19 protein-coding genes are annotated in these 24,982 nt (G+C 60.7%); 9 read left to right on the top strand and 10 right to left on the bottom strand.

Annotation, left to right across the window (positions count from 1 at the left end):
- Positions 1 to 412 precede the first annotated feature (412 nt).
- Positions 413 to 1,351, top strand: coding sequence for a GlxA family transcriptional regulator (locus ACFWXH_RS11045; RefSeq protein ID WP_348271439.1), 939 nt, complete (start codon positions 413 to 415; stop codon positions 1,349 to 1,351).
- A gap of 36 nt (positions 1,352 to 1,387) precedes the next feature.
- On the opposite strand, the gene ACFWXH_RS11040 is transcribed toward ACFWXH_RS11045, so the two are convergent.
- Positions 1,388 to 2,230, bottom strand: coding sequence for a DUF1194 domain-containing protein (locus ACFWXH_RS11040; protein ID WP_379120111.1), 843 nt, complete (start codon positions 2,228 to 2,230; stop codon positions 1,388 to 1,390).
- A gap of 106 nt (positions 2,231 to 2,336) precedes the next feature.
- A complete protein-coding gene (locus ACFWXH_RS11035; RefSeq protein ID WP_379120109.1) occupies positions 2,337 to 4,898 on the bottom strand; it encodes an FAD-dependent oxidoreductase in 2,562 nt (853 codons plus the stop codon).
- Positions 4,899 to 5,114: 216 nt separating this feature from the next.
- Between ACFWXH_RS11035 and ACFWXH_RS11030 the strand changes: the two genes are divergently transcribed.
- Entirely contained in the window at positions 5,115 to 6,854 is a 1,740-nt protein-coding gene (locus ACFWXH_RS11030; RefSeq protein ID WP_379120107.1) for a hypothetical protein, read from the top strand.
- Between the two features lie 77 nt (positions 6,855 to 6,931).
- On the opposite strand, the gene ACFWXH_RS11025 is transcribed toward ACFWXH_RS11030, so the two are convergent.
- From ACFWXH_RS11025 to ACFWXH_RS10995, 7 genes are all read right to left on the bottom strand, one after another.
- A complete protein-coding gene (locus ACFWXH_RS11025) occupies positions 6,932 to 8,377 on the bottom strand; it encodes an aspartate aminotransferase family protein (RefSeq protein WP_379120105.1) in 1,446 nt (481 codons plus the stop codon).
- A gap of 63 nt (positions 8,378 to 8,440) precedes the next feature.
- Positions 8,441 to 9,448, bottom strand: coding sequence for an NAD-dependent epimerase/dehydratase family protein (locus tag ACFWXH_RS11020; protein ID WP_379120103.1), 1,008 nt, complete (start codon positions 9,446 to 9,448; stop codon positions 8,441 to 8,443).
- Entirely contained in the window at positions 9,445 to 9,894 is a 450-nt protein-coding gene (locus ACFWXH_RS11015; RefSeq protein ID WP_054308047.1) for an EamA family transporter, read from the bottom strand. The genes ACFWXH_RS11020 and ACFWXH_RS11015 overlap by 4 nt, the downstream gene beginning before the upstream one ends.
- Positions 9,895 to 10,013: 119 nt before the next feature.
- Positions 10,014 to 11,369, bottom strand: a complete 1,356-nt coding sequence (locus ACFWXH_RS11010; protein ID WP_379120101.1) for an FAD-dependent oxidoreductase — start codon at positions 11,367 to 11,369, stop codon at positions 10,014 to 10,016.
- Positions 11,366 to 12,805, bottom strand: a complete 1,440-nt coding sequence (locus ACFWXH_RS11005) for a UbiA family prenyltransferase (RefSeq protein ID WP_379120099.1) — start codon at positions 12,803 to 12,805, stop codon at positions 11,366 to 11,368. The genes ACFWXH_RS11010 and ACFWXH_RS11005 overlap by 4 nt, the downstream gene beginning before the upstream one ends.
- A 207-nt stretch (positions 12,806 to 13,012) precedes the next feature.
- Entirely contained in the window at positions 13,013 to 13,276 is a 264-nt protein-coding gene (locus ACFWXH_RS11000; protein ID WP_054308049.1) for a hypothetical protein, read from the bottom strand.
- 139 nt (positions 13,277 to 13,415) lie between these two features.
- Entirely contained in the window at positions 13,416 to 15,986 is a 2,571-nt protein-coding gene (locus ACFWXH_RS10995; RefSeq protein ID WP_379120097.1) for a mechanosensitive ion channel domain-containing protein, read from the bottom strand.
- 214 nt (positions 15,987 to 16,200) lie between these two features.
- Here ACFWXH_RS10995 and ACFWXH_RS10990 point away from each other — a divergent pair, with 214 nt between their 5' ends.
- The 6 genes from ACFWXH_RS10990 (at position 16,201) to ACFWXH_RS10965 (ending at position 23,349) form a co-directional block, all read left to right on the top strand.
- The gene (locus ACFWXH_RS10990; protein ID WP_379120095.1) at positions 16,201 to 17,460 is read left to right on the top strand and encodes a sarcosine oxidase subunit beta family protein; all 1,260 of its coding nucleotides are present in this window, start codon (positions 16,201 to 16,203) and stop codon (positions 17,458 to 17,460) included.
- Positions 17,461 to 17,468: 8 nt separating this feature from the next.
- Positions 17,469 to 17,771, top strand: a complete 303-nt coding sequence (locus ACFWXH_RS10985) for a sarcosine oxidase subunit delta family protein (RefSeq protein WP_379120093.1) — start codon at positions 17,469 to 17,471, stop codon at positions 17,769 to 17,771.
- Positions 17,768 to 20,761, top strand: a complete 2,994-nt coding sequence (locus tag ACFWXH_RS10980; protein WP_379120091.1) for a sarcosine oxidase subunit alpha family protein — start codon at positions 17,768 to 17,770, stop codon at positions 20,759 to 20,761. The genes ACFWXH_RS10985 and ACFWXH_RS10980 overlap by 4 nt, the downstream gene beginning before the upstream one ends.
- Positions 20,754 to 21,341, top strand: a complete 588-nt coding sequence (gene soxG, locus ACFWXH_RS10975) for a sarcosine oxidase subunit gamma family protein (RefSeq protein ID WP_379120089.1) — start codon at positions 20,754 to 20,756, stop codon at positions 21,339 to 21,341. The genes ACFWXH_RS10980 and soxG overlap by 8 nt, the downstream gene beginning before the upstream one ends.
- 23 nt (positions 21,342 to 21,364) lie before the next feature.
- On the top strand, positions 21,365 to 21,751 hold the full coding sequence (locus ACFWXH_RS10970) for a RidA family protein (RefSeq protein ID WP_379120087.1): 387 nt from the start codon (positions 21,365 to 21,367) through the stop codon (positions 21,749 to 21,751).
- 155 nt (positions 21,752 to 21,906) lie between these two features.
- Positions 21,907 to 23,349 carry an MFS transporter gene (locus ACFWXH_RS10965; protein ID WP_379120085.1) on the top strand — a complete coding sequence of 481 codons (1,443 nt, stop codon included), beginning with the start codon at positions 21,907 to 21,909 and terminating at the stop codon, positions 23,347 to 23,349.
- Positions 23,350 to 23,424: 75 nt separating this feature from the next.
- Here ACFWXH_RS10965 and ACFWXH_RS10960 read toward each other — a convergent pair whose 3' ends face one another.
- Positions 23,425 to 24,135: a nitroreductase gene (locus tag ACFWXH_RS10960; RefSeq protein WP_379120083.1), complete on the bottom strand. Its 711-nt coding sequence runs from the start codon at positions 24,133 to 24,135 to the stop codon at positions 23,425 to 23,427.
- Positions 24,136 to 24,316: 181 nt separating this feature from the next.
- Here ACFWXH_RS10960 and ACFWXH_RS10955 point away from each other — a divergent pair, with 181 nt between their 5' ends.
- On the top strand, positions 24,317 to 24,904 hold the full coding sequence (locus ACFWXH_RS10955) for a helix-turn-helix domain-containing protein (protein WP_054308057.1): 588 nt from the start codon (positions 24,317 to 24,319) through the stop codon (positions 24,902 to 24,904).
- The last annotated feature ends 78 nt before the right edge of the window (positions 24,905 to 24,982 follow it).

The following is a 24,982-nucleotide window of genomic DNA, read 5'->3' as shown; positions in this document are numbered from 1 at the left end:
ATCAAAGACGCAGTATGTCGGTCAACACGGTTAACGCTTCGTTCCATTCACGAGAATGTCAAGTCAAGTCTTCAAAAGACCGCCTGCCGTCACGAACTTCGTCGTAATTTTCCGTACCTCCGATCACGACGCGATCAGACATTGACCTCGAAAGACTGGCATTTTTGCGGCATCGTCCGAGGGAGCTGGACGGTGCCGACGGATCCAAAGCGCTTGCGGTAGTCGATTTGCGACCCATGTCGCAAATTTAGTCGCGTCGGGCCGCCACAGCCAATTGACAGAAAATAATTTTCCTGATGACGCTGTGCTGATCGCGACATTCTGTTCGCGTCATGGGAGGAAGATTTTCGTGAACGCCGTTAAGCATCCGATCAAACGATCGCTGGTCTTTTTCCTGGTTCCCGATTTCACCATGGTCGCATTTGCGACAGCGCTCGAACCGCTGCGCATTGCCAACCGTATGCTGGGCTACGAAGCCTATCGCTGGCGCCTCGCCAGCACCGACGGCAAGCCGGTGCAGGCCTCCAACGGCGTGCTGTGCGCGGTAAACACCTCGCTCGACGAGGAGCGCCGCAAGATGGCCGGGCCGGACCGCCCATCGATGGCCATCATATGCACCGGCATGGATGTCGAAAGGTATCACAACAAATCGGTCTTTGCCTGGCTGCGCGAGGAGTATAACCGCGGCGTTGCCGTGGGCGGCCTGTGTACCGGCGCCTATGTGCTGGCTGCGGCCGGCCTCCTGTCCAACAAACGCTGCGCCATCCACTGGGAAAACCTTCCGGGCTTCCAGGAAGCCTTCCCGAAAGCAAATGTCTTTGCGGACCTCTTTGAGGTCGACCAGAACATCTACACATGCGCTGGCGGCACCGCCGCACTCGACATGATGCTGAAGCTGATCGGCGACGATTTCGACGAAAACCTTGTCAACCGTGTCTGCGAGCAAGTGCTGACGGATCGCGTCAGAAGCCCGACCGACCGCCAGCGCCTGCCTTTACGTGCACGCCTCGGCGTTCAGAACTCGAAAGTGCTGACCATCATCGAGCTGATGGAAGCCAATCTTGCGGAACCGTTGTCGCTGATCGAGATCGCCGACCATGTCGACCTGTCGCGCCGTCAGATCGAGCGTCTTTTCCGCACCGAGATGGGCCGCTCCCCTGCCCGCTACTATCTGGAGATCAGGCTCGACCGCGCCCGCCACCTGTTGATTCAATCGTCTCTGCCGGTGGTCGAGGTCGCCGTGGCCTGCGGTTTCGTTTCGGCCTCGCACTTCTCGAAATGCTATCGCGAACTCTACGCGCGCTCGCCGCAGCAGGAGCGTGTCGACCGCAAGCAGTTATTGGCGGCTTGAATCCAACACCTCCCCGCGAAACGGGGAGGCCCCCCCTCACCGGCTATCGAACATCAGGCCGCGGTCGCGCCATTTCTTCTCGCCCGCCAGGCAATCGATCGTTGGGCTGGCCTGCGCCAGCACGATGGGTGGATGCGCTACCTCCTCGACCGCCCATTGCGGTGAAGCAGCGTCCGCCAATTCCAGCACCAACTTGCGGCGGACCGCTTCGGGGAACTGCTCCCAGCCGTTGACCGGAATCATGAAAGAGCCCGGCCCGCCGATCACGCAATCTCGGTAATAGCGGTCAAGATCCCGGATATCATAGGAAGTCTCGAAGCCGCCATTGGTCATCAGCGGCAAACCGTTGATGATGATGCCCTGTTTCAGCACTGCGTCGCGCACAAGCGGCACGGGTGCGCCTTGATTGTTCGGTCCGTCGCCGGAAATGTCGATGACACGCTTGGCCCCCTCGAACCCGCTCTCGGCGAACAGATCGGCTCCGAACTCCAGCGCCGCCGAGATCGATGTGCGACGCGCGCTGTTGGGCGGACGCGCAGTCAACTGCGCCACCACACGCTCTGCGTCGGTTCGGTTGGCGACCATCGTCCAAGGCACCACCACCACCTGCGACATGGTGCCGGCCCATTCAACATAGGTAATCGCGATCTTGCCATGAACACCGTCCGCGATGGCACGCAATACCGCCTCGTCGGTCAGCGCGGCGGCGTAGCCATGACGCTGTATCTCAAGCTCCTCGGGAGACATGGAAAGCGAAACATCGACCGCAAGCACCAACTCGACATCGACCTGCTCGGCGGCTTGAGCTGCGGGCATCAATCCAGCTGTCAGCGCCGAAATGGCGCCGGCAAGAAGGACACTGGCTGCGGATGCCGACATGCATGGAGGGTAAGCGAGATTCGGCTTCCCACAAAGATAAAGCCCGGCTGCAGCCGGGCTTTATCCCTCACGATTTCGCGAGGTTTGTGACAACGCGCTGATATGATCAGCTACGCGGCTTCAGGCTCTCGGGATCGTAGAGCGGCTTATAGCCGACGCCGACCACTTCGACAGGATAGGTTTCGCCGAAATACTCGACCTGCAGCTTCTGTCCTTCCCGGGCGAAAGCCCAGGGCAGATAAGCCAACGCGATGTTCTTGCCGAGCGTCGGACCATAGGCCACCGAGGTGGTGAACGAGCGCCTTCCGAACTCATCGACCAGCGTCTCGCCGGTTGCAGGGTCCATAACCGGCATGGCGCCAACCGGATAGCGGGCGACACCGTTGGAATCGACGTTGCTTGTCATCACCAGCGTGCACAGCATCGCCGGTTGATGATCGCGCGCGCGATGTTCCAGATGTTTCGCCTTGCCGCGGAAATCCGCTTCCTTGACCTTCGGACGCTGGAGATCGCTTTCCAGGAGATTGTATTCGGTCAGCAGATCGGCGTTCTGCAAGCGCAGGCTCTTTTCCATGCGGCGCGAATTGGCGTAGGTCTCGACACCGAAGGCCATGACGCCGGTGGCGCGCAGCGCATCCCAGACGGCCAGCCCGTCCTCGTAGCGCATATGCAGCTCCCAGCCCTGTTCGCCGACATAGGAGATGCGGAACGCCGTCACATCCTTGCCTGCAATCCTGATCGACTTGATCGCCGCAAACGGGAAATTCTCCGGTGCAAGCCCGGCCGGATCCTCGACCACCTTCTGCAAGGTCGTGCGGGCATTGGGGCCCCAGATGCCGATGGTCACGAACTTCTCGGTCACGTCGGTGACAGTGACATTGAAGCCTTTGTCCTCAGCCATCCGCTTCACATAGTGGAAGTCGCGCGGGCCGGCATCGGCCCCGTCGATGACCCGGCAACGGCCGGCCATGCGAATGACGGTGAGATCGGCGCGCACCATGCCTTCATCGTCGAGGAAGTGGGTGTAGATGCCTTTGCCGATGTTGTTGTCGCCACCGATCTTGGCTGCACACAACCATTCCATCAGTTCGACATGGTCGGGTCCCTCGACATCGAACATATAGAAATGAGACAGGTTGACGATGCCGCAATCTTCGCTCATCGCGAGATGCTCAGCATTCGACACGCGCCAGAAATGGCGGTTGTCCCACTCGTTCTCACGCTTCGGTACGCGGTTGCCATACTTTTCAAGCAGGTGCTCGTTGGCGGCGTAACCATGCGCGCGCTCCCAGCCGCCGAGCTCCATGAAATAGCCGCCGAGTTCCTTCTCACGCTCATAGAATGGCGAACGGCGGATGTTTCGACCCGTGGCGTAGGGCTCACGCGGATGGACAGCCGGTGTGTAGATCTTCTGCGCCGCCTCGCCGCAACGGCCTTCGATGAAGCTCTCTTCGAGCTGATGCGGATAGAACCGGCTATAGTCGATGGAAGCATGGTCGACATGGGTCCGCCCGTCCGTCATCCAGTCGGCGATCAGCTTGCCATAACCGGGGCCGTCCTTGACCCAGATGGCGACGGCGTACCACAGCCCCCTCACCTTTTGGCTCTCGCCGCAGGATGCGCCACCGGCAGCCGACACTTGCAGCAGACCGTTGAAGGAATGGCTTTCGTTGTAGCCGAGCTCGCCGAGGATCGGTGTCAACTCGATGGCGCGTTCCAGCGGCTCGAGGATCTGGTCCATTTCGAGATCGCGCTGCGACGGCGACAGGCGTGCTTCGTGCTTTTCGAGCAAGTCACGCGGATGGCAGAGCCGCGGGTTCTTCTCCTCGTAGTAGCCCCATTCGATCTGGCCGCCTTCGGTGGTCTTCGGATCGCCGGTGTCGCGCATATAGGCGGAATTGCCCTGATCGCGCAGCAGCGGCCAGCCGATCTCCTTGCCGGTGCCGGCGAATTCATTATACGGGCCAAAGAAGGTGAGCGGATGGTCGACCGGCATCACCGGCAGGTCCTCGCCGGCCATTTCGGCGATCAGTCTGCCCCACAGACCGGCGCAGACCACGACATGGTCGGCCTCGATCGTTCCGCGATCCGTCACCACGCCCCTGATGCGGCCATTTTCGATGATCAGGGATTTCGCCGCCGTGTTCGCAAAAGCCTGCAGTTTGCCGGCAGCCACGCCCTGGTCGACCAGTTTGCCCGCCACTGTCTGAGAGCGCGGAACGACGAGCCCGGCATCAGGATCCCACAGGCCGCCCTGCACCAGGCTTTCTTCGATGAGAGGGAATTTCTCCTTGATCTCGGCTGGTTCGATCAGTCGGGCGCGCGTGCCGAAGGCCTTGGCGGAAGCAACCTTGCGCTTGATTTCATCCATGCGGCTGTCATCGCCCACCCGTGCCACTTCGAGACCGCCGATGCGAGCGTAGTGGCCCATCTTCTCGTAGAACTCGAGGGAATAGAGCGAAGTCCAGCAGGACAAGAAATCGTGGCTGGTCATGTAGCAGAAGTCGGAGGCATGCGCGGTCGAGCCGACGTCTGTCGGGATACCGGATTTGTCGATGCCGACGATGTCTTCCCAGCCGCGTTCGATCAGATGATGCGCGACGGATGCGCCGACGATACCGCCCAGCCCGATGATGACGACCTTCGCCTTTTTCGGGAACCCTGCCATTGCGTGCCACTCCGAGAATGATGCTCGCGCGCACACTATAGGGCGCCGTCATACGATTGCAGCCTGTTTGCGACATTGCAAAAAAGCGGCGCGACGCGGCCACGGCAGCCATTTGCACTTTGGCCGATCTGTTCAATTTAACGCTTACTTGCAGATTTTCTGATAGGCGGAGAATATGATCCGATATTCTTTCTTGGAGCGCCGCGGAAACCGGAGATGAGCGTGGCTCTCGACCAAACCTCCAAGGTCAGCAGCCGACGGGCACAGTCCGTGCTGACTAGCCCCTTGGCGCTGCTGGCGGCGGCGGTCGTTATTGTTTTCCTGTTGCTGATTGTTCCACTACGGCTTCCGATCGGACCGATGTATTGGGACGTCTTCATCTATTATGACGCCGCCAACCGCATCTTCGACGGCCAGATCCCGATCAACGACTTCTTTGTGCCGGTCGGACCGCTCGGCTATTATCTCTTCGCCGGCTGGGTAGCGCTCTTCCCTAACGGCCATCCGGTGCTGCTGGCGCACTGGTCCCTGCTTGCCATTACTGCCCCCGCGATGGCCGCCATCGTCTGGCATGTCGACCAGAGGTCGCGCTTCACGGCTTTCGCCCTGCTCATTCCATTCCTGATTTTCGCGCTTCTGCCGTTCAACACGCGCGAGATGTATACCTATCCCGGCTCCGACGGCTTCGGCATCTATAACCGCCAGGCCTGCCAGATGCTCTACGTGCTGGTCGCGGCCTTCACCTTTGTTCGCGACAGACGACTGCTGGTGGGCCTGATCGCCATCTGCATGGGCTCGCTGTTTTTCCTGAAGATTACCGGCTTCCTGGCCGCAGGCATGATCTGCGCCTATGCGTTGATCGCGGGACGCGTCACGCTGCGCGACGCATTGATCGTCGCGGTGGTCTTCATGGCGATCATTGCCGGCATGGAAGTTTCGTCGGGAATGGTCGACCGCTACGTCGATGACATCCTCATGCTGATCAGTCTGAACAGCGGTTCCTTGCTGCCGCGCATCCTGCAGGCCTCCTCACTCAGCTTCGGCATCGTCGGATCCGCGGGAGCATTGGTTCTGGTGCTTCTATGGTCCGACTGGCGCAGACTGGGCATGCAACCGGTCGAAAAGAGCTCCGTGCTGACTTGCGACAGCCTCTGGCTGGCTGTTGTCCTGACCGCCGGCATCCTCTACGAAACGCAGAATACCGGTAGCCAGGCCTTCATCTTCCTGTGGCCGGTATTGCTTGCCATTCTCCTGAAGACCAGCAGGATCTCCAACAAACCGGCCTTGGTGCTGATCATCTCGGCTCTAGTCGCCGCCGCGGCCCTGCCGCCCGCCATACGCATCATCGAGCGCACCGCACGCACCTATCTCGGCGCGATCAAGAATGTCGCGATGGACCAGCGCAACCTGAAGTCGCTCGGCGCTCTCAACATGCGCCCCGATGTCGAAGTCCGTACCGATCATATGATGCGCTTCTATCCCGAGCATGGGAAGCTCTACGAAGAACTCGCCGACATCAACGAGCTGCCGACGCCCCTGCTCTACTCCGATTTCGACTTCCAGATCGGCTACCTGCGTGGTGTCGACACTGCGATCGATTCCATTCGGGAGATCGAGACAAAGGCCGACATCCGTTTCGACACCATCATGTCGCTGAATTTCGTCAACCCTTTCCCCTGGTTGATGGAGCGTTCCGCCCCCCTGCATGTCGCGATCGGTGCAGATCCTGGTCGCGCTGTCCCTCCTCCAGGGGCGCAGGAAGAACAAGCCGTCGCGGACACCGATCTCGTGCTGTTGCCGACCTGCCCACCGACGGCAAACAACAAGATACTCCACACGCTCTACGAGCCGGCACTGACCAAACACCGGCGCATCAAGCTCGACGCCTGTTATGATGCTTTCATTCACCCGAAGTTCGACGCCGCACTTGGTCCCGACATCATCCGAACCAATTGACTGGGAAACAGGCCTAAAAACAAAGAAGGCGGGATCATCGCCCGGCCTTCTGTGTTTCAATCCGCAAAGTTGCGGGGTCAGCGCACCTGGCTCTTCACGAAATCCTTGACGATCGAAACGATGCCGCGCGACAGCAGGCTGTCGAACGCTTCGATGAAGCGATCGACATGCTCGCGCCGGCAGATCAGCGGCGGTTCCAGCCGGATGACGTTGCGGTTGTATTCGGTAAACGCAACCAGCACATCGTAGTCGCGTAGCAGCAGCGAACCGACGAAACCGGAGAGTGATCCCTTCAGCTTGTCGTCCAGCACGCTGACCACCGGACGGAGCACCATCGGCAAGGTCTGTGAGAAGTCGTGGAATTCGAGGCCAATCATGAGGCCTTTGCCGCGAACGTCCTTGATGATCTTCGGATACTTGTCCTTGAGTGCCGCGAGACGCTCCAGGAGATAGGCACCAGTGTCGGCAGCATTGTCGATCAGCCCTTCATCGTAGAGCACGTTGAGCCCCTCGATGGCAGTCACGCAAGCTTCGCCCATGCCGCCAAAGGTAGCCATAGCGTGGATCATCGCCGTCTTCGGCGTGCCATAAGCCTTCATATAGACGTCACGCCTAGCGATCATCGCACCGACCGCTGCCTTGCCGGCGCCGAGCGACTTGGCCAGTGCCGTCACATCCGGCACCACGCCATAGTGTTCAAATGCGTAGAAGCGACCCGAGCGGCCATAACCGCATTGGACCTCGTCAGCCACCCACAACACGCCATGCTGGTCGCACAAGGCGCGCAGTTTCTGCCAGTATTCGGCGGGTGCCTGGATGATACCGCCACCACCCTGGATGGTCTCCAGGACGATGACGCCAATCTCCGGATCGGCGCGGAACAGCCGCTCTACGGCATCGATGTCGCCGAATGGCACGCGCACGGTGTTGTCCACGACCTTGAATTCGGCGCGGTAGAGCGAGCCATCGGTGATGGCGAGAACGCCCTTGGTCTTGCCGTGAAAGGAATTCTCCGCATAGACGACCTTCGGCCGCTTCGGGCCGGCGGCACGCTCGGCGAGCTTCACCGCTGCCTCCATCGCCTCCGAACCGGACGAGCCGAGAAAAACCATGTCGAGGTCGCCAGGCGAGCAGGCAGCGATGTTATGCGCGAGGGCGCCCGCATATTGCGACATGAAGGCAATCGCGATCTCCTGCCGCTTCTCCTCCTGGAATTTCTTGCGCGCTTCCAGGATGCGCGCATGATTGTGGCCGAAGGCCAGTGATCCGAAGCCACCGAAGAAATCCAGGATCTTGCGACCGTTCTGGTCGATGTAGAACATACCCTCGGCGCGCTCGATCTTCACCTTGTGGAAGCCGAGCAGCTTCATGAAATGCAGCTGCCCCGGGTTGAGATGCGCCTTGAACAGATCGGTGATACGGGCGACGTCCAGCACCTTCGCCTGCTCGACGGTGATCAGGTCCGGCTTGCGAATGGCTGCGACATGCGCCGTGGCCTGTTCCGGTTTGCTCATGACGGTCATCTCGAAATCTCTCCTGACGGCGGAGCTGGTTCCGCCTGGAAACAAAGCCAGCGCCTGTTGGATCTATTCGGCAGGCGCGTGCTCGGTTGCACCAGCAGTCCCGTTTTTCTTGGCGCGATACTCGCTGTAGGCTGCGATCAGCATGTCCTCATCGCGATATTGCGGCACCCAGCCGAGCTGGCGCTCGCCCTTGGACACGTCGAGCACGCAATCCTCGTCTGCAATCAAATACTGCTCGGGATCCATGATGGGCATATTCATCAGATCGAGCAGGTCGAGCGTGCGCTTCACGGCCCAGCCAGGTGTCGGCAACAGGATCGATTTCGAGCCTGCGTGACGGACCAGGTCGCCGAGCAGCTTGCGCACGGGCGGCGGATTGATCGAGCCGAGATTGTAGGCCTCGTTGGGCACCCCGGCCTTCCAGGCAAGTCTGGCGGCCTCCGCGCAATCGAATACGGAGATGAATTGATACGGGTTGCGGCCCGAACCGATCATTGGCACCGGCAGGTTCCAGTCGATCAGCTTGAACAGCTTTTCGAGGATACCGAGACGACCCGGACCGATGATCAGGCGCGGCCGAAATAGAGAAATCGACATGCCGCGCTTGCGCCACTCGGCGGCAAGCCGCTCGGTCTCCCATTTCGACATGCCATATTCGCCAAGCGGCGAAACCGGATGTTCTTCGGTCATCGGATGGGTGACCGTATGGCCGTAGATCATGTCGGTGGTGAAATGGACGAGCCTCAGTGCACCGGCTTTGTCCATTGCTTCGATGATGTTGACCGTACCGTGATAGTTCACGGGATAGAAGAAGTCGTGGCGCTTGGCGCGGACCTGGATCGGCGACAACATCTTGGCCGACAGGTTGTAGACCATGTCTTCGGCCTTGATGCCCAATTTCGCAAGCGATGCCGGATCGGTCACATCGCAATGGACATGGCGTGCCGAGCGATAGTGTTTCAGATCGCTCTTGACGATGTCAGCGACAACGACCTCCTCGCCATCAGCAACGAGCTTGGGGGCAAGATGCCGGCCGACGAAGCCATCGCCGCCGATAATCACATGTCTCATCGAACCGTCCCGTTTTCGCTGGAAAGGGATGCCGTCTGTGCTGCCTCGTTTTTCTCAGCCTCGTGCCCGCGGTCGGTCCCGCCGCTTTGGGCAATGAGCACAGTGCCAACGCAGATGAAGGCGATACCGGCTATCCGCCAGGCATTCAGGTCCTCCTTGAAAACGAAATAAGCGAAGACCGCCACGGCGACATAGGCAAGACTGAGAAAGGGATAGGCAAAGGACAACTCAACCTTGGACAGGACGTAGAGATGCGATGCCATCGAGATGACGAAGGTGCAAAGGCCAAGGAACACCCACGGGCTGAAGACGATCTGTAAAAGCCTGATGATCGGATTGACACCATCGAACGAAATCGGCCCGAGCGACATCATGCCTTGTTTCAGCATGAGCTGTGCGGCGGCGTTGGTCATCACCGTGAATAATATGAAGGCTATATATTTCATGTCGTCCCCAGAACCCATCTCTCGTCTATTGCAAAGCTGAAAAGAATCCGTGAAACGGAATCTATATTTTCAGACCGTCCTGGTTGTATTCTGTTTACCTGCGTCGGAATGAGGCCTTGTCATTCAGCCGCTTCGGACAGGCCGCTGCGCTGCGGGCCCAGCCGTTGAGCGGTGCGCGCCCAGAAGCTCGACAGAAAGGCCGGATCACGGACCGCTTCCAGCCGCCGCCAATCAGGAAACGAGGCTGCGAAGGTTTCCGCGCTCATGCGCGCATCCTTGTAAGGATTGACCGCCCCGCCTGCCGTGACTGCTATGCGGTCAAGTTCGGTAAGCAATGCCAGTGTCTTTTGACCTCGGTTTGGAAAATCGAGCGTCAACGTGTAGCCCGGGCGTGGGAAAGACAGCATCCCGGGTGAGCGGACTGAGCCGAAGCGCTTCAGCACGGTCAGGAACGAACCCTGCCCGGCGCGCTTTGCGGCCGCCAGCAACGCTGGCACGGCTTCGCGTGCCGCCTCGCCGGGAACGACGCTTTGATGTTGATAAAGACCAGTTGGTCCATAAAGCCGGTTCCAGTCACGCACGCCGTCGAGCGGAAAGAAGAACCCCTGATATCCAACCCTGTGCGGATCGCTTGCTCTACCCTTTTTCCACCGATAGGCGGTGTTGAACATCTTCAAGAACGGCCGGTTGAGAACCGTGACCGGCGGCTGAAAGGGCACCGAGAAACGCCCGCCCGGCTTTGGCGCCCCATGCGAACCGTGGTCGGCATGATTGCCTGTGAACAGCAGGCCACGGCCCAGGCGACGACCACTGGCCAACTGGTCGATCCACGCCACCGCATATTCGTTGGCCTGGTCTGCGGCTTCGGCAAGATCGAAATATTCCGCAAGATTGCCAAACCGGGTCACCGTTTCCAGAACATCCAGCGACGGCACCCGCATCAGACGGATCGTGGCGGACAGGATCAAGCCCGTGAGCCCCATCCCCCCGATTGTTGCCCAGAACAGGCGGGTATTCTGGGTTTCTGAGCAGGTAAGAACATGGCCATCCGAACGCAGCAGCGTGAAGGCTTCTACATGGCAGCCGAAAGTGCCGCGCCGATGATGGTTCTTGCCGTGCACGTCGTTCGCGATGGCACCGCCAAGCGTCACGAACTGGGTGCCGGGCACAACGGGTGGGAAAAATCCGAACGGTGCGGCATAAGCGATGATGTCGGCGAGCAGCACGCCGGCATCTGCCTCGAGCAAGCCTGTTTCGTCGTTGAAGGAGTGTACTCTGGCCAATGACCGCATATCGACAAGCGTACCCGAGACGTTCTGGCACGTATCGCCATAGGAACGGCCGTTGCCATATGCGAGCAGTGAATCCGGGCGCGCGCTGCCACTCTTCAGCAGCGCGACAGCGTCGGCTGCCGAAATGACCTTCGTGGCCGGCGGTGTCGCCCTGCCGAAACTCTGGAAACGACTTGAGTTCAATTCGGCCACGCTCCTGCAACCAACAGCGCCGCGCCGATCAGCACGAAAACCTGGCTGCGCCAGTCACGAATGATAAAGACGACGGGGTCATCATGCATCTCGCCGCGGCGGGCGAGGATCCAGATGCGCATCGTCAAATACAAAATGATCGGCGGCAAAGGCCAGATCATCCATGGATGCGGGTAAAGGCCACGCATCTCGGTGCTGTCCATATAGAGCGCCAACACCAGTGCGGAAGAGAATGCCGAAGCCAGCCCAGCTTGCGCGATGACGTCATGATCTTCGGCACGATAGCCACGGCCGGCAATCCGTTCGCCAGGCGCCGGTGTCGAGGTCCGCAGCTCGACGAAACGCTTCACCAGCGCCAGGGACAGGAAGAAGAAGATCGAAAATGCAAGCAGCCAGAAGGACACTTCCACGCCCGTGGCGGCGGCACCAGCCAGAACCCTTACCGTATAGAGACCGGCAAGCGTGAGCACATCCACGAGCAACATGCGTTTCAACGCCAGCGAATAGGCCAGTGTGATCACCGTGTAACCGACGAGCACGGCACCAAAGACAGGCGCCAGCGTCAGACTGACAGCGACGCCAATGGCAAGCAGGACGATGATCGATCCGATGCCGAAAGGAATGGAGAGCGTGCCCGCGGCAAAAGGCCGATCGCGCTTGGTCGGATGGCGGCGATCCAGCGGCAGGTCGAAGAAGTCATTGACGATATATATGGCTGACGCGACCGCGCTGAACGCGATAAAGGCCATCAGCGTCTGCCACAGCATTATTGGATTGAAATATTCGGCCGAAAGCACCATCGGTACTGCGATGAGCCCATTCTTGGCCCATTGGTGCACACGAAGCATCCTGAATACGGTCTTCAGAGATCGCTCAGGGCCTGGCACCAGTTCGCCACCGTTCCTGTCTTGCCAACGTTTGGCAGCGCGGTCCGGTGCCACGACGATAGCGTTGCGCGCAGCGTCGAAGACCTTGAGGTCGTGGCGGCTATTGCCGGCATAGTCGAAGCCGCCGTCGCCATAGAGGGCCACCAGCGCGCTGCGTTTCTTGACCGAGGTCAGGTTGTCGGTGCCGTCTGTGGCGATCACCCTATCGAAGATGCCGAGATGGGTCGCGATTGCTTCAGCGAATTTGCGTGGTGTGCCAGTGGCAAGCACGAGCTTTCGCCCATCCGCCCACTCAGCGCGGAGTCTGGAGAGCAACGATTCGCGATAGGGCAAGATTGCGGGATCGATATCGATACGGCTGGCGATTTCCTGCTTCAATCGGGCAGGACCGCCGACCAACCAGACAGGAATGAGAAGGAGATAAAGCGGATTCTTCTTGAGAAGGATGAACAGTCCTTCCCACAGGAGATCGGTCGCAAGCAAGGTGCCGTCCAGATCGACAGCAAGTGGCGTTGCGTTCCTGTCAGAGCGCGCATCCATGGCTTTGTTGTCCCACCCACCCAGGCCACCATAAGCAGCCGTCGGACCGGATATAGTGGCGGGACACATTACCGAACGCTGAAAAGACCCCACAAAACAGGCGCCCGCCGTCCTGTTTTGCCAGCCGTCGTTAAGTGGAGCTTACCACAAAAGAATAAAGGCCGGACAGATGTCCGGCCTTATCCCTCCAAAACATGCGTTTCGCGCTTATTTTACGGTCGCATTGCCACCCGAGATCACGATCGTCTCGGAACCGGTCAGCGCTTCGAGATCGCCATTGGGCAAGGTCACGAAACAGCCGCTCGCGCAGAACTCTACAGTCTCGCCGCCCGCAAGCGTCAACTCGCTCTTGCCGCCGCCCTCGGTCACGATCAGCGTGCGGGTCTCATTGTCCTTGTTGACGGCGCTGGCCGTATGGCCCACCTCGCTCGCGGCTATGAGAGCGACGGCGGCGATGAGGATCTTCCACATTGCAATTCCGGTGTTTCCACCGCCTCTGTTGCGTTCGCGAGGCATTTTCGCCCTTCGCAATCAAGCTTATAGGACAATCAAGCTGAACCGCAACTGAATGCCTCATTCATGCCGCAATCGGTTGAAGCTGGCGTGAAAGCTAGCTCGGATCAGGCCGGCGCGCTCGGCGACGACCCTTCGGTTGACTGCGCTCCTCCTCTTCCTTCGCTGCCTGTTCCTCCGCATGCAGCGCCTCGGTCTTGTCGTCGTCGATCGGCCAGGGCTCCTTGTCCGCATGAGGCATCTGCTGACGCGGCGCCGACGGGATCTCGATGCCTTCCGCGCCAAAAGCGTCCATGATCGCGAAACGGATATCGTTCTGCACCGAACCGCCGTTCAGGATGTCAGCGAGGAAGACACGGATTTCGAACTCCAGTGCATTCGTGCCGAAATTGACGAATTGCACGAAAGGTTCCGGATTTTTCAACACCAGTTGATGCCCGCGTGCGATCTCGAGCAGGACTTCGTGCACACGCCGGACATCCGAACCATAGGCAACACCCACCTTGATCTCGACCCGGCCGAGCTTGTTGCGGTGTGTCCAGTTGCCGACAGCGCTGTTGATCAGATTGGAGTTCGGCAGGATCACCGACTGGCGCTGGAAGGTTTCGATCTCGGTTGCACGAACGCTGATCTTTTTGACGGTTCCGCTGACGTCACCGGCCACGATCCAGTCGCCAACCTTGAACGGCCGCTCGGCAAGGAGGATCAGGCCGGAGACGAAGTTGGAGACCACGTTCTGGAGACCGAAACCGAGACCGAGGGAAAGACCACCGGCAATCAGGGCAAGGTTGGACAGGTTGATGCCCGCCGATGAGACCCCGACGACCGCCGCCAGGGCAACACCGGCATAGCCGACCACAAGCCGGATCGAGTTGCGCACACCGGTATCGACCTTGCCGCGCGCCATTACGGAATCGTCGAGCCAGGACTGGAACCAGCGCGTCAGGAAGTAGCCGAGGATGAAGACGATGACGCCCGTCAGGATGCCGAACAGCGAAATGGTGACGGACCCGACCGTGACGCCCATCGCGATCCTGTAGGCCCAGGCCTGGATGTCGGCGAACTGGAAGCCCCACATCAGAAGCAGCATTGGCAGGAAAACGACGACGATCAGCAGATTGAGGGCAATGCTTGTTGCCAACCCCAGTTGATCAAGCGTGCCCTCCTCCAAACTTGTTCGACCGGCGATCCAGCGTCCCACCGAGGTTTCCGCGAAACCGCCCTCGGCGCCGATGGCCCGCGCGGACAGGAAGCCGATATAGGCAGTGATCAACAGTGTGGTCGTAATGACGACCTGAAATGCCAGGAAAATGGCAAGCCCGATATAGCCGAGCAAAGCTGCGACAATGATGATCGTTCCAAGCGCGTAGGCAAGGAAGCGCAGCCAGGCCGGCCATGGCCGCCATTCTCCGGACTTCGTGCGGAAGGGCCGCACAAGGCCCATCATGATCAGGATCAGGCCGACAATGATGGTGGCGACAAAACTGCGTCCGACCGTCAGCGAAAGCGGCGAGCCCATCTGTTCGTTCACCACGGACAGGAAGACGTTGGCGCCGAGCACCACCGCCATGGCGGTGGACAGCACAACCAGCCAGCGCGCCGGACCGGATTCGACCGGAATCAGCCGCCATTTCGGCATGCCGGGCGAAAGCGCGGCATTGGTCAGGCGATGGACGCAGAACACGATCAGGATGACACCCATGATCGAGCGCAGGAAGATGCCGATATCGCCTCGCAGCACGCCGTAGTAGTCGAAGAAAAAATAGGCGAGCGACAGGAAGACGCCGAGCCCCAGCGTCGGCAGCAAGGTCGACCAGAATGCTGCGGACAGGCGGCTGAGATAGGTCGGATTCTCCACCGTTGGATCCGGCTCGAAGATGCGGCCGAAGATGCGCCGCACCACGATATGCAGGACCAGCGCCGCCACCAGTGCCATGATCGTTGCGACCAGAGCGGCCTGGTACTTGAATTTCAGGACAAAGGAGAACCAGGACGTTACGGCGCCGGAGAGATTGGAAAATTCGGTATTGGCGTCGACGGCAAGCTTGGTGCTGAGCAGATCATTCAGCTCATAACGCTTGGTCAGCGTTTTGCGGAAGAGTTCGCTGCGCAGGGTGGAGATCTTGTCGCCCATGCTCGCGATACGCACCGACAGCGTCTGTGCACCGGCAATGACGGCATTGATCTCTGCTTTTTCGTTCGTCAGCGCCTTGCGTTCCGTGGCGACGATGTCCGGTTCGGCCGGCTGACCTTGTGCTGGTGCGGGCCCAAGCTGTTCGAGACGGGCATTGATTTCGTTCAGCCGCGGCCGGAAGACGGTCGCTGTACCCAGTGCCTGCCTGGAAAGCTCTTCCAACTGGCTTCGAATATCGACCAACGTACCGTCATCTTCCTGGTTATCGTCGATCTGCTTGGCGAAGGCGTCGGTCTTCGCCACGAGAGCCTTCAGGGCATTCTGTTGTTCCGTGATTAGCTCATCGGATGGCTGTGCCTGCACAGGAGCGGCCTGAGGTGCCTGCGGTGCAGCCTGCGCGGGAGGCTGTGCGACAGGAGATGCCGGCTCAGCGGTCTCGCCAAGCAGCGGAATTCCGGTCTGTGCCAACACCAGCGCCGGCATCGCGGCCGTGAGAGCCAGGATCAGCAAAAGACGGACAAATCGATAAAGCATAGACCGGCAACTCGCGAAGCAGCCATCAAGGCTGCGAAATCTTGCCCTTGATAGAGACGGCATTGGGGCGGAGCAAGCCGCTTCACGCGTGAGTACGCTGGTCGGTCAGTCGAAAAGCCGTGGCGCAATTCTGGCTTTGGCGGCAGGGCTGGCTCTATAGTCTCCTACTGAAATGGGCTATCCGAGCCGCATGCGGATTCGGGATGGAGTTGGCATGGCGGAATATTCGGCTCTCTCGCTGCTGCGCAATGCGCTGTCCGGCAACAAGGATTGGAAGCCTGCATGGCGCAAACCCGACCCCAAGGCTTCTTATGATGTCGTGATCGTCGGTGGCGGCGGGCACGGTCTTGCGACCGCCTATTATCTCGCCAAGGAGCACGGCATCACCAATGTCGCGGTGGTCGAAAAAGGTTATCTTGGCTCCGGCAATGTCGGTCGCAATACCACGGCTGTGCGTTCCAACTATCTGCTACCGCCAAATACCCGCTTCTACGAACACTCGATGAAACTGTGGGAGAACCTTTCCCACGACCTCAACTACAATGTCATGTTCTCGCAACGCGGCGTGCTCAACCTCGCACACACGCCTGCCCAGTTCGACGACTATGCTCGTCGGGGCAACTCCATGCGTCACCAGGGCGTCGATGCCGAGCTGATGTCGGTTGCCGAGATCAAGCGGCTTATGCCGGCGATCGATGTCTCGGCCAGTGCGCGTTTTCCCATTTTCGGCGGCCTGATGCAGCCGCGTGCCGGCACTGCCCGTCACGACGCTGTCGCCTGGGGCTATGCGCGCGGCGCCGACCGACGCGGCGTCGACATCCTGGAAAACTGCGAAGTCACCGGTTTCCTGCGTGATGGTGATCGCGTCACCGGCGTTGTCACCACCCGCGGCGAAATCCGCGCCAGGAAAGTAGCTCTGGCTGCTGCCGGCAGCACCGGTCGCGTCATGCAGCTTGCCGGCATCGACCGGCTGCCGATCGAAAGCCACGTGCTGCAGGCCTTCGTCTCGGAATCGCTGAAGCCGTTCCTCGACACCGTCGTCACCTTCGGCATGGGCCATTTCTACATGGGCCAATCCGACAAGGGCGGCCTGATCTACGGTGGCGATCTCGACGGCTACAATTCCTACGCGCAGCGTGGCAACCTGCCGATCGTGGAAGAGGTGATGGCAGAAATGCTGGCGCTGTTCCCGAGCCTTGCCAGCGTGCGTATGCTGCGCTCCTGGGCGGGTGTGTGCGACATGTCTATGGACGGTTCCCCCATCATCACGACGGGGCCCTTGCCCGGCATGTATCTCAATTGCGGCTGGTGCTACGGCGGCTTCAAGGCGACCCCGGCCTCAGGCTTCTGCTTTGCCCACACCATCGCACGCGATGAGCCGCACGACCTCAACGCCGCCTTCACGCTTGACCGCTTCCATCGTGGCGCGGTCATCGACGAGAAGGGCCAGGGCGCCACGCCCCGCCTGCATTAGGACTGATCATGCTGCTCACCTGCCCCTATTGCGGCCCGCGGGACGTGTCCGAATTCACCTATCAGGGCGACGGCAACCGCCAGCGCCCTGCCCCCAACTCGCAGGACCTGCAGGCCTGGAACGAATATGTCTACGATCGGCAAAACCCTGCCGGTGACCATAACGAGATCTGGCAGCACTCCGGCGGCTGCCGCAGCCACATTCGTGTGATGCGCAACACGCTATCTCATGTCATCTCAAGCACCGTGCCGGTGCGCGGCGCCGTCCATCATCGCGCAACCGAGCGGCGTAAGCCGGGAGCCAAGGCATGAGCCCGCGCCGTAACGAAACAGGCGGTCAGATCGACCGGCTGAAAACCGTCCGCTTCACCTTCGACGGCGTGCCTTACACCGGCCATGCTGGCGACACGCTGGCCTCGGCACTGCTTGCCTGCGGCGTCACGCTGATGGGACGCTCCTTCAAATATCACCGGCCGCGCGGCGTTTTGAGCGCCGGTGTGGAAGAGCCGAACGCGCTGGTCACCATCCTGCGCGGCACCGCGCGCGAGCCGAACATTCCGGCCACCGCCATTGAGATTTATGACGGCTTGCGGGTCGAGAGCCAGAACCGTTTCCCGTCGCTGAACTGGGATGTCGGGGCAGTCAACCAGCTTGCAAGCAAGGTCATCGGCGCCGGCTTCTACTACAAGACCTTCATGGGCCCGGTGGTCGGGCCTTTGAAGGGCACCCGCTTCTGGATGTTCTGCGAGCATTTCATCCGCCGCGCCGCCGGCCTTGGCCGCGCCGGCACGGTGGCCGACGATGCCCGCTACGAGCGCATGAATGCCTTCTGCGACGTGCTGGTGGTCGGTTCCGGCCCTGCGGGGCTCATGGCTGCCAAGGCAGCCGCCGATAGTGGGGCGCACGTCATCCTGGCGGAACTTGACCCACGTTTCGGCGGTTCCGCCAACTGGTCCGGCGAGACCATCGACGGTGCACGAGCAGCAGACTGGGCAAGTGAAATCGTCAACGGCCTCAAGGGCCGCAACAATGTCCGTCTGCTGTCCCGTACCTCGGTCTGGGGCTATTACGACGGAAACACGCTGGCTGCCCTGGAGCGCGTTTCGGACCATAAGGAAACCGCGGCACGCGGCGAACCGCGCCATCGCCACTGGACTATCCGCGCCAGATCGGTCGTGCTCGCCGCCGGCGCCTTGGAACGGCCCCTCATCTTCCCGGGAAACGACCGGCCCGGCGTGATGCTGGCCAGCGCCGCGCAGCGCTACACCAACCAGTTCGGCGTGCTTCCGGGCGAGAAGATCACGCTCTTCACCAACAACGACACCGCATACCAGGCAGCCGCTAGCCTCAAGAAGGCCGGCGCCAATGTTGCGACGATCGTCGATGTCCGCACTGACATTTCCGATCAGGCACGTGCGCTCGCCGCGTCAGCCGGCGCGGAACTGATTGCAGGTCATGCAGTATCAGCGACGGACGGCGGCAAGACACTGAACGGCATCAGGATCCAGCGGCTGGACCGCGCAAGCGGAACGCTGACCGGCGAACAGCGTGGCATCCAGACTGACTGCCTGCTGATGGCCGGCGGATGGTCGCCGGTGTTGCATCTGGCCAGCCAGGCTGGCGCGAAACCCGAATGGGATGAGAGGCTGCAGGCCTTTCTGCCGCCGGAGCCGACGCAGAATTGGAGCGGCGCCGGCGCCTTCACCGGACACCTCGCGACCGCGGATGCGATCGTCGAAGGCCACGCTGCAGGGCTTGCCGCGGCAGGAGGCAAGGCACGTGTCGTCGAGCAACCGGCAATCGAGCCGACCTTTGTCAATCCCGAACCGGCGCCGGTGTTCGAGATCAAGGCGGAGGGCAAGAGTTTCGTCGACTTCCAGCACGACGTCACCGCGGATGACGTGCGCCTGGCCCATCGCGAAGGTTTCATCTCGGTCGAGCACCTGAAGCGTTACACCACGCTCGGCATGGCGACAGACCAGGGCAAGAGCTCGAATGTTCCGGGCTTGGCCATAATGGCCGAAGCGCTCGGCAAACCCATCCCGGAAGTCGGCACAACGCGTTTCCGCCCGCCCTATACAGCTGTTTCCCTCGGTTCGCTGGCGGCAGAACGGTTTGGCGATCTCAAGCCCGAGCGATTGACGCCGATGCACGACTGGCACCTTGCCCGGGGTGCCACGATGTATTCCGCCGGCCTTTGGTTCCGGCCTATGATCTACGGCCATGCCGGCGAAACGGTCGAACAGGCCTATGTGCGCGAAGCCAAGGCCGTGCGCGAGACGGCCGGCATCGTCGATGTCTCGACGCTCGGCAAGATCGCGGTTCAAGGCCCGGATGCAGCAGAATTGCTCGATCGGGTCTATACGAACATCTTCTCGAGCCTGCCTGTCGGCAAGGCGCGTTACGGGTTGATGTTGCGCGAGGATGGCGTCGCCTTCGACGACGGCACCACCTGGCGTCTCGGCCAGGACGACTTCCTGATGACAACCACCACGGCCAATGCTGGCAAGGTGATGCAGCATCTGGAATACTTCCTCGATGTGATCTGGCCGGAATTGAGGGTAACCGTCACCTCCGTCACCGATGAATGGGCGGGCGCCGCGATCGGCGGGCCGAAGGCACGGGAAATCCTCGCCGCCTGCGTCAAGGGCACTGCGGTGGACAATGCCGCTTTGCCTTTCATGGGCATTGTCCACGGCGAAATCGCCGGCGTTCCGGTGATGATCTGTCGCCTGTCCTTCTCCGGAGAGATGGCCTTCGAGGTCTACTGCGGCGCCGGCTACGGCACCCACGTCTGGGAAGCGTTGATCGAAGCAGGCAAGCCGTTCGACCTCGTGCCCTACGGGTTGGAAGCGCTCGGCACGCTGCGCATCGAGAAAGGCCACGTCACCGGCGCCGAGATCGATGGCCGCACCACCGCGCGCGACCTGCACCTCGACTGGATGCTGTCGAAGAAAAAGCCCTTCATCGGTTCGGCCATGATGGACCGCGAAGGTCTGATTGGTACCGACCGCCTGCAACTCGTCGGCATCGTCGCCCTCGACAACCGGCCCCTCAACGGTGGCGCGCACATCGTCGAGGAACTCGACGAGGAAAACCCGCACGGATCGATCGGTCACATCACGGCCTGCTGCTATGCGCCGGCGCTCGGCAAATATATCGCTCTGGCGCTCGTTCAGGGCGGCAAGAGCCGCCATGGCACGCGCGCCCATATGTCCGACCCGCTGCGCAAGCGCTTCGGTCCTGTCGAGATCGTCAGCCACCACTTCTTCGATCCCGAAGGGAGCCGCATGCATGGTTGAGCGCCTTTCGCCGCTTGAGTCCGTTTATCGTGTCGGCTCGCACGGCCGCTTCGAGGACGGCGTCGGTGTGATCCTGTCCGAGACACGCCCCGGTTCCATCATCCAGGTTGCGGCCTGGCCAGGTGAGGAAGCGCGTGCAATCGCTGCCATCCGCAAGGTGTCCGGCCTTGCCTTGCCGGACGGCGCCGGTGGCGGTGTGATTGAAGGCGACAAGGCCGCCTTCGGGTTTGCCCCGGGCAAATTTACGGTCGTCGACGAGGCAGAAGGCCTCGCGGTAGCACTCGCCAAGGCGATCACGCCGGCGATTGGCACAGTGACGGACCTGTCACATGGCCGCACGGCCATTCGCATCGAAGGGCCGGAGGCTGAATGGGTCCTGGCGAAATTCTTCGCCATCGACTTTGCCCTGCCCGCCTTCCCTGTCGGCGCCGCGCGCTCGACCACGCATCACGACGTTTTCGCGCAAATCCAGAGAACAGGCGGCGACCGTTTCGACATCTATGTCTTCCGCTCCTTTGCCCGCTCCTTCTGGAAGGCACTCGGTCACGCTGCGGAAGAAGTCGGATACGAAGTCGCCTGAAATCGGGTTCGAGAGGTCGCGTCATGGAATTCATCAATTCACCGGCGGCCAAGGCAGCGAAGCTCCCTTTCAGCCAGGCGGTACGCGTCGGCAACATTCTCTATCTGTCGGGCGCGCTCGGCAATGTACCAGGCAAGCTGGAGTTGGTATCGGGTAGCATCGAAGCCGAAACGCGCCAGACGATGGAGAACATCGGCTCGGTTCTGAGGGAAAACGGACTTGGCTTCGCCGATATCTTCAAATGCACGGTCATGCTGGCCGATATGTCGAAATGGGGCGATTTCAACCGGGTCTATCTCGAATATTTCGATCCGAACCGGTTGCCGGCGCGTTCTGCATTCGGTGCGAACGGCCTTGCGCTCGGTGCGCAACTCGAACTCGAATGCATGGCCTATATGCCGGCACGTTAGACAGCGTCTCTGCTCGTGCGCCGGGAACTGGCCTTACGAAGAGCTCATCCTGCCGCTAGAGACAAACCGGCGGCGGCTCGATAGTTGACTGAAAGAATCGACGGTTTCGGCCGCCGTCGATTGATCGAAAAGGCCGGCGCTCGATTTCGTTCACCATGGACGCACAGACTTCCGCGACCGCGACCGGTCGCGTCGATTCACCGGACGGCGTTTCGCTGCTCATTCCGGTCACCGTTGCTTGCGGTGTCTTCATGACCAGCCTCGACCAGAATGTGGTCGTCACCGCCCTTCCAGGCATAGGCGAAACACTCGCCCGCCCGCCAAGCCAACTCGGCCTGCTGGTCACCGCCTACGTGGCGAGCCTCATCATCATGATGCCCCTGGGCGGCTGGGCTGCGGATCGCTTCGGCCTGCGCAACGCCTACTGCTTCGCGCTGATCGTGTTCGGCATCGCGTCGGCGCTGTGCGGCATCGCCAATGACATGTGGACGCTCGTCGGCGCCCGCGCCCTGCAGGGGTTTGGTGGCGCCTTGATGGGCACGCTGGGCCAGATCGTCGTGCTGCAGAGCTTTCCGCGCAATCGCACGCTGAAGATCAACATGTATATCTCGCTGGCCGGCCAGTCGGGGCCTCTGGTTGGCCCGCTCGTCGGCGGCGCGCTGACGACCTACATTTCCTGGCGCTGGATCTTCTTCATCAACGTGCCGCTGGCACTGGCTGCGCTTCTGCTTGCGGCGGCCCTGTTTCCGACAGCCAGGAAGTCACTTCGTACTCCATTCGACTTTCCAGGCTTCGCCCTTGTCGGCGTCGGCATGGTGCTTCTGGTGCTCGGCATGGATTCACTCGCCGCCAAAGACATGGCGGGCACCCTGATCGCCGCGCAGGTCGCGATCGCTGTTGCCCTGCTCGGCTTCGCCGTCTTTTACCTGCTGCGAGCGCGCAATCCTGTCCTGGATCTCAGGCTTTTGCGCATTCGCACCTTCCGCGTCGCTTTCCTGACCGGCGGTGGCCTAGACACGATCGGCCTGAGCTCGGTCGTCTTCATCTTGCCGCTGATGTTCCAGCTCGGCTTCGGCATGAGCGCTGTCCACGCCGGATCGCTGACGTTCATGGCAGCAGTCGGTTCGCTGCTCACCCGGTTTATGATGCCCGCCATGCTGAAGCGCTATGGCTTCCGCCGCGTGCTGGTCACCAACACCCCGATCGTCGCCGCTCTTGTCGCCGGTTTTGCCCTCATCCAGGCGACAACCCCGGTGTGGATCGTGCTGACCTACATCTTCATGTTCGGGGTATTCCGTTCGGTGCAATGGGCCTCGACCGGCAACCTTGCCTATGCCGATATCGAACCTGAACAACTCGCCCGTTTCAGCGCGCTCTATTACATCCTGTGGCAGCTTGCGGTCGCCATCGGCGTCGGCATCGCCGCCGCGGTTCTGTCGTTGCTGACGGGTGCGGGAGGACATGCTTCTGTCGCGGATTTCCGCGTGCTGTTCGTGATCGAAGCCTTGATCACGCTCTGCGCACTGCTCGCCTATCGCCGGCTGACGCCGCAGGACGGTCAGAATGTGAGTGGAAATGCAGTAGTGAGTAGTGAGTAGTGAGTATTTTATCTCGGCGACTCTCAACACTACTCACTACTCACTACTCACTACTCACTACCCACTATTCGCTACTCACTCCACAAACCTCACCCACTCTTCCAGCGGCGCACGGTCGGTACGGAAAGCGCTTTCCGGCTTTGACGTGTCTTCATGCCCAAGCGCCATGCCGCACACGACGATCTCTTCCTCGGAAATATCGAGTACAGGGCGGATCTGCCGGTGATAGGGAGCGAAAGCCGCCTGCGGGCAGGTGTGCAACCCTCTCGCCCGCGCGGCGATCATGATATTTTCCAGGAACATGCCATAGTCGATCCACGAGCCCTGGTTCAGCCGGCGGTCGATGGTGAAGATCATACCGACGGGCGCGTCGAAGAAGATGAAGTTGCGGTCGTGCTGTGCACGCATCTTGTCGACTTCGCGCCGGCCGATTCCCAGCGCACCGTAGAGGCCGAAACCGTTAGCACGACGGCGTGTGAGATAGGGCTCGAAGAACTGATCGGGATAATAGCGGTACTCATCCCATTCCGCCTTTTCGGCGCGGATGCCGGAATTCAGGATGGCATCGCTCAGCTTCTGCTTCACTTCGCCTTTCGCAACATACACTTTCCACGGCTGCATGTTCGTGCCGGACGGTGCGCGCGAGGCGACATTCAGGATGTCGCGGATCGTCGCATCGTCGACCGGATCGGGCAGGAAGGCGCGAACGGATCGGCGCGAGATGATCGCTTCGTCCACGATCGTCGCTTCGTCCAACTTCGGGGTGCTGCTTTCAGGTGCCAGCATGGCAATCTCTTCAACGCAGGATTTCAATGGGCACGTCCCCCAACGCGCGGTCGCGGTGCCTTTGCATGAAGCACCAAAATACCGCAAGCAATTTTGTCTGGACCATTAGATCGCGCTTGATCTTTTCACGCACTTGGCGTCTCATGAAATTATAGCTGATTTTTTCACGAACGGTCGAACAGTGACATCACCTGCTGCCCAACCGGACGCGCAGACCGGCGAACGTTTTCTCGCCGCAGACATTCGCGCGCTACGCAAGACGCGAGGCCTGACCCTGGCCGAAATCGCCCTGAAACTCGGCCGCTCGGTCGGCTGGGTCAGCCAGGTCGAACGTGGCCTTTCCGTGCCGTCGCTTGGCGATCTTCGCGCCATGGCGGACTTGTTCGACGTGCCACTCAGCCTGTTCTTCAGCCATGACGTGCCGGAAGAAAACGAGCGGGGGGTGGTGGTGCGCGGCGGTCGGCGACGGTCGCTGGGTACCAGCGAATCGGGACTGGTGGAAGAGCTGTTGTCACCCGACCTCGGTGGCAGTTTCGAGATGTTGCGCTCGGAATTCGCGCCGGGTGCGGAATTGAAGAAGGCCGCGACAAGGCCAACCGAAGAAGCCGGCTACGTCACGTCCGGCACTTTCGAGATCGAGATTGATGGGGCCTGGCACACACTTGGCGAAGGCGACAGCTTTCGCTTTGCCGGCAAGCCGTTCCGCTGGAGGAACCCGGGAACGGTACCCGCAGTGGTGATCTGGGTGGTCTCGCCACCGGTCTACTAGAAACATGATCCTGAACCGAGGTCAGCGAAACAAAAACTGCGGACTCTTCGGACAAGGATCGTGTGGCAAAACAAATAG

Origin of the sequence: Mesorhizobium sp. NPDC059054 (assembly GCF_042739215.1) — a bacterium.
Taxonomy (GTDB): domain Bacteria; phylum Pseudomonadota; class Alphaproteobacteria; order Rhizobiales; family Rhizobiaceae; genus Mesorhizobium.
This window is presented reverse-complemented; position numbering and strand designations above follow the sequence as displayed.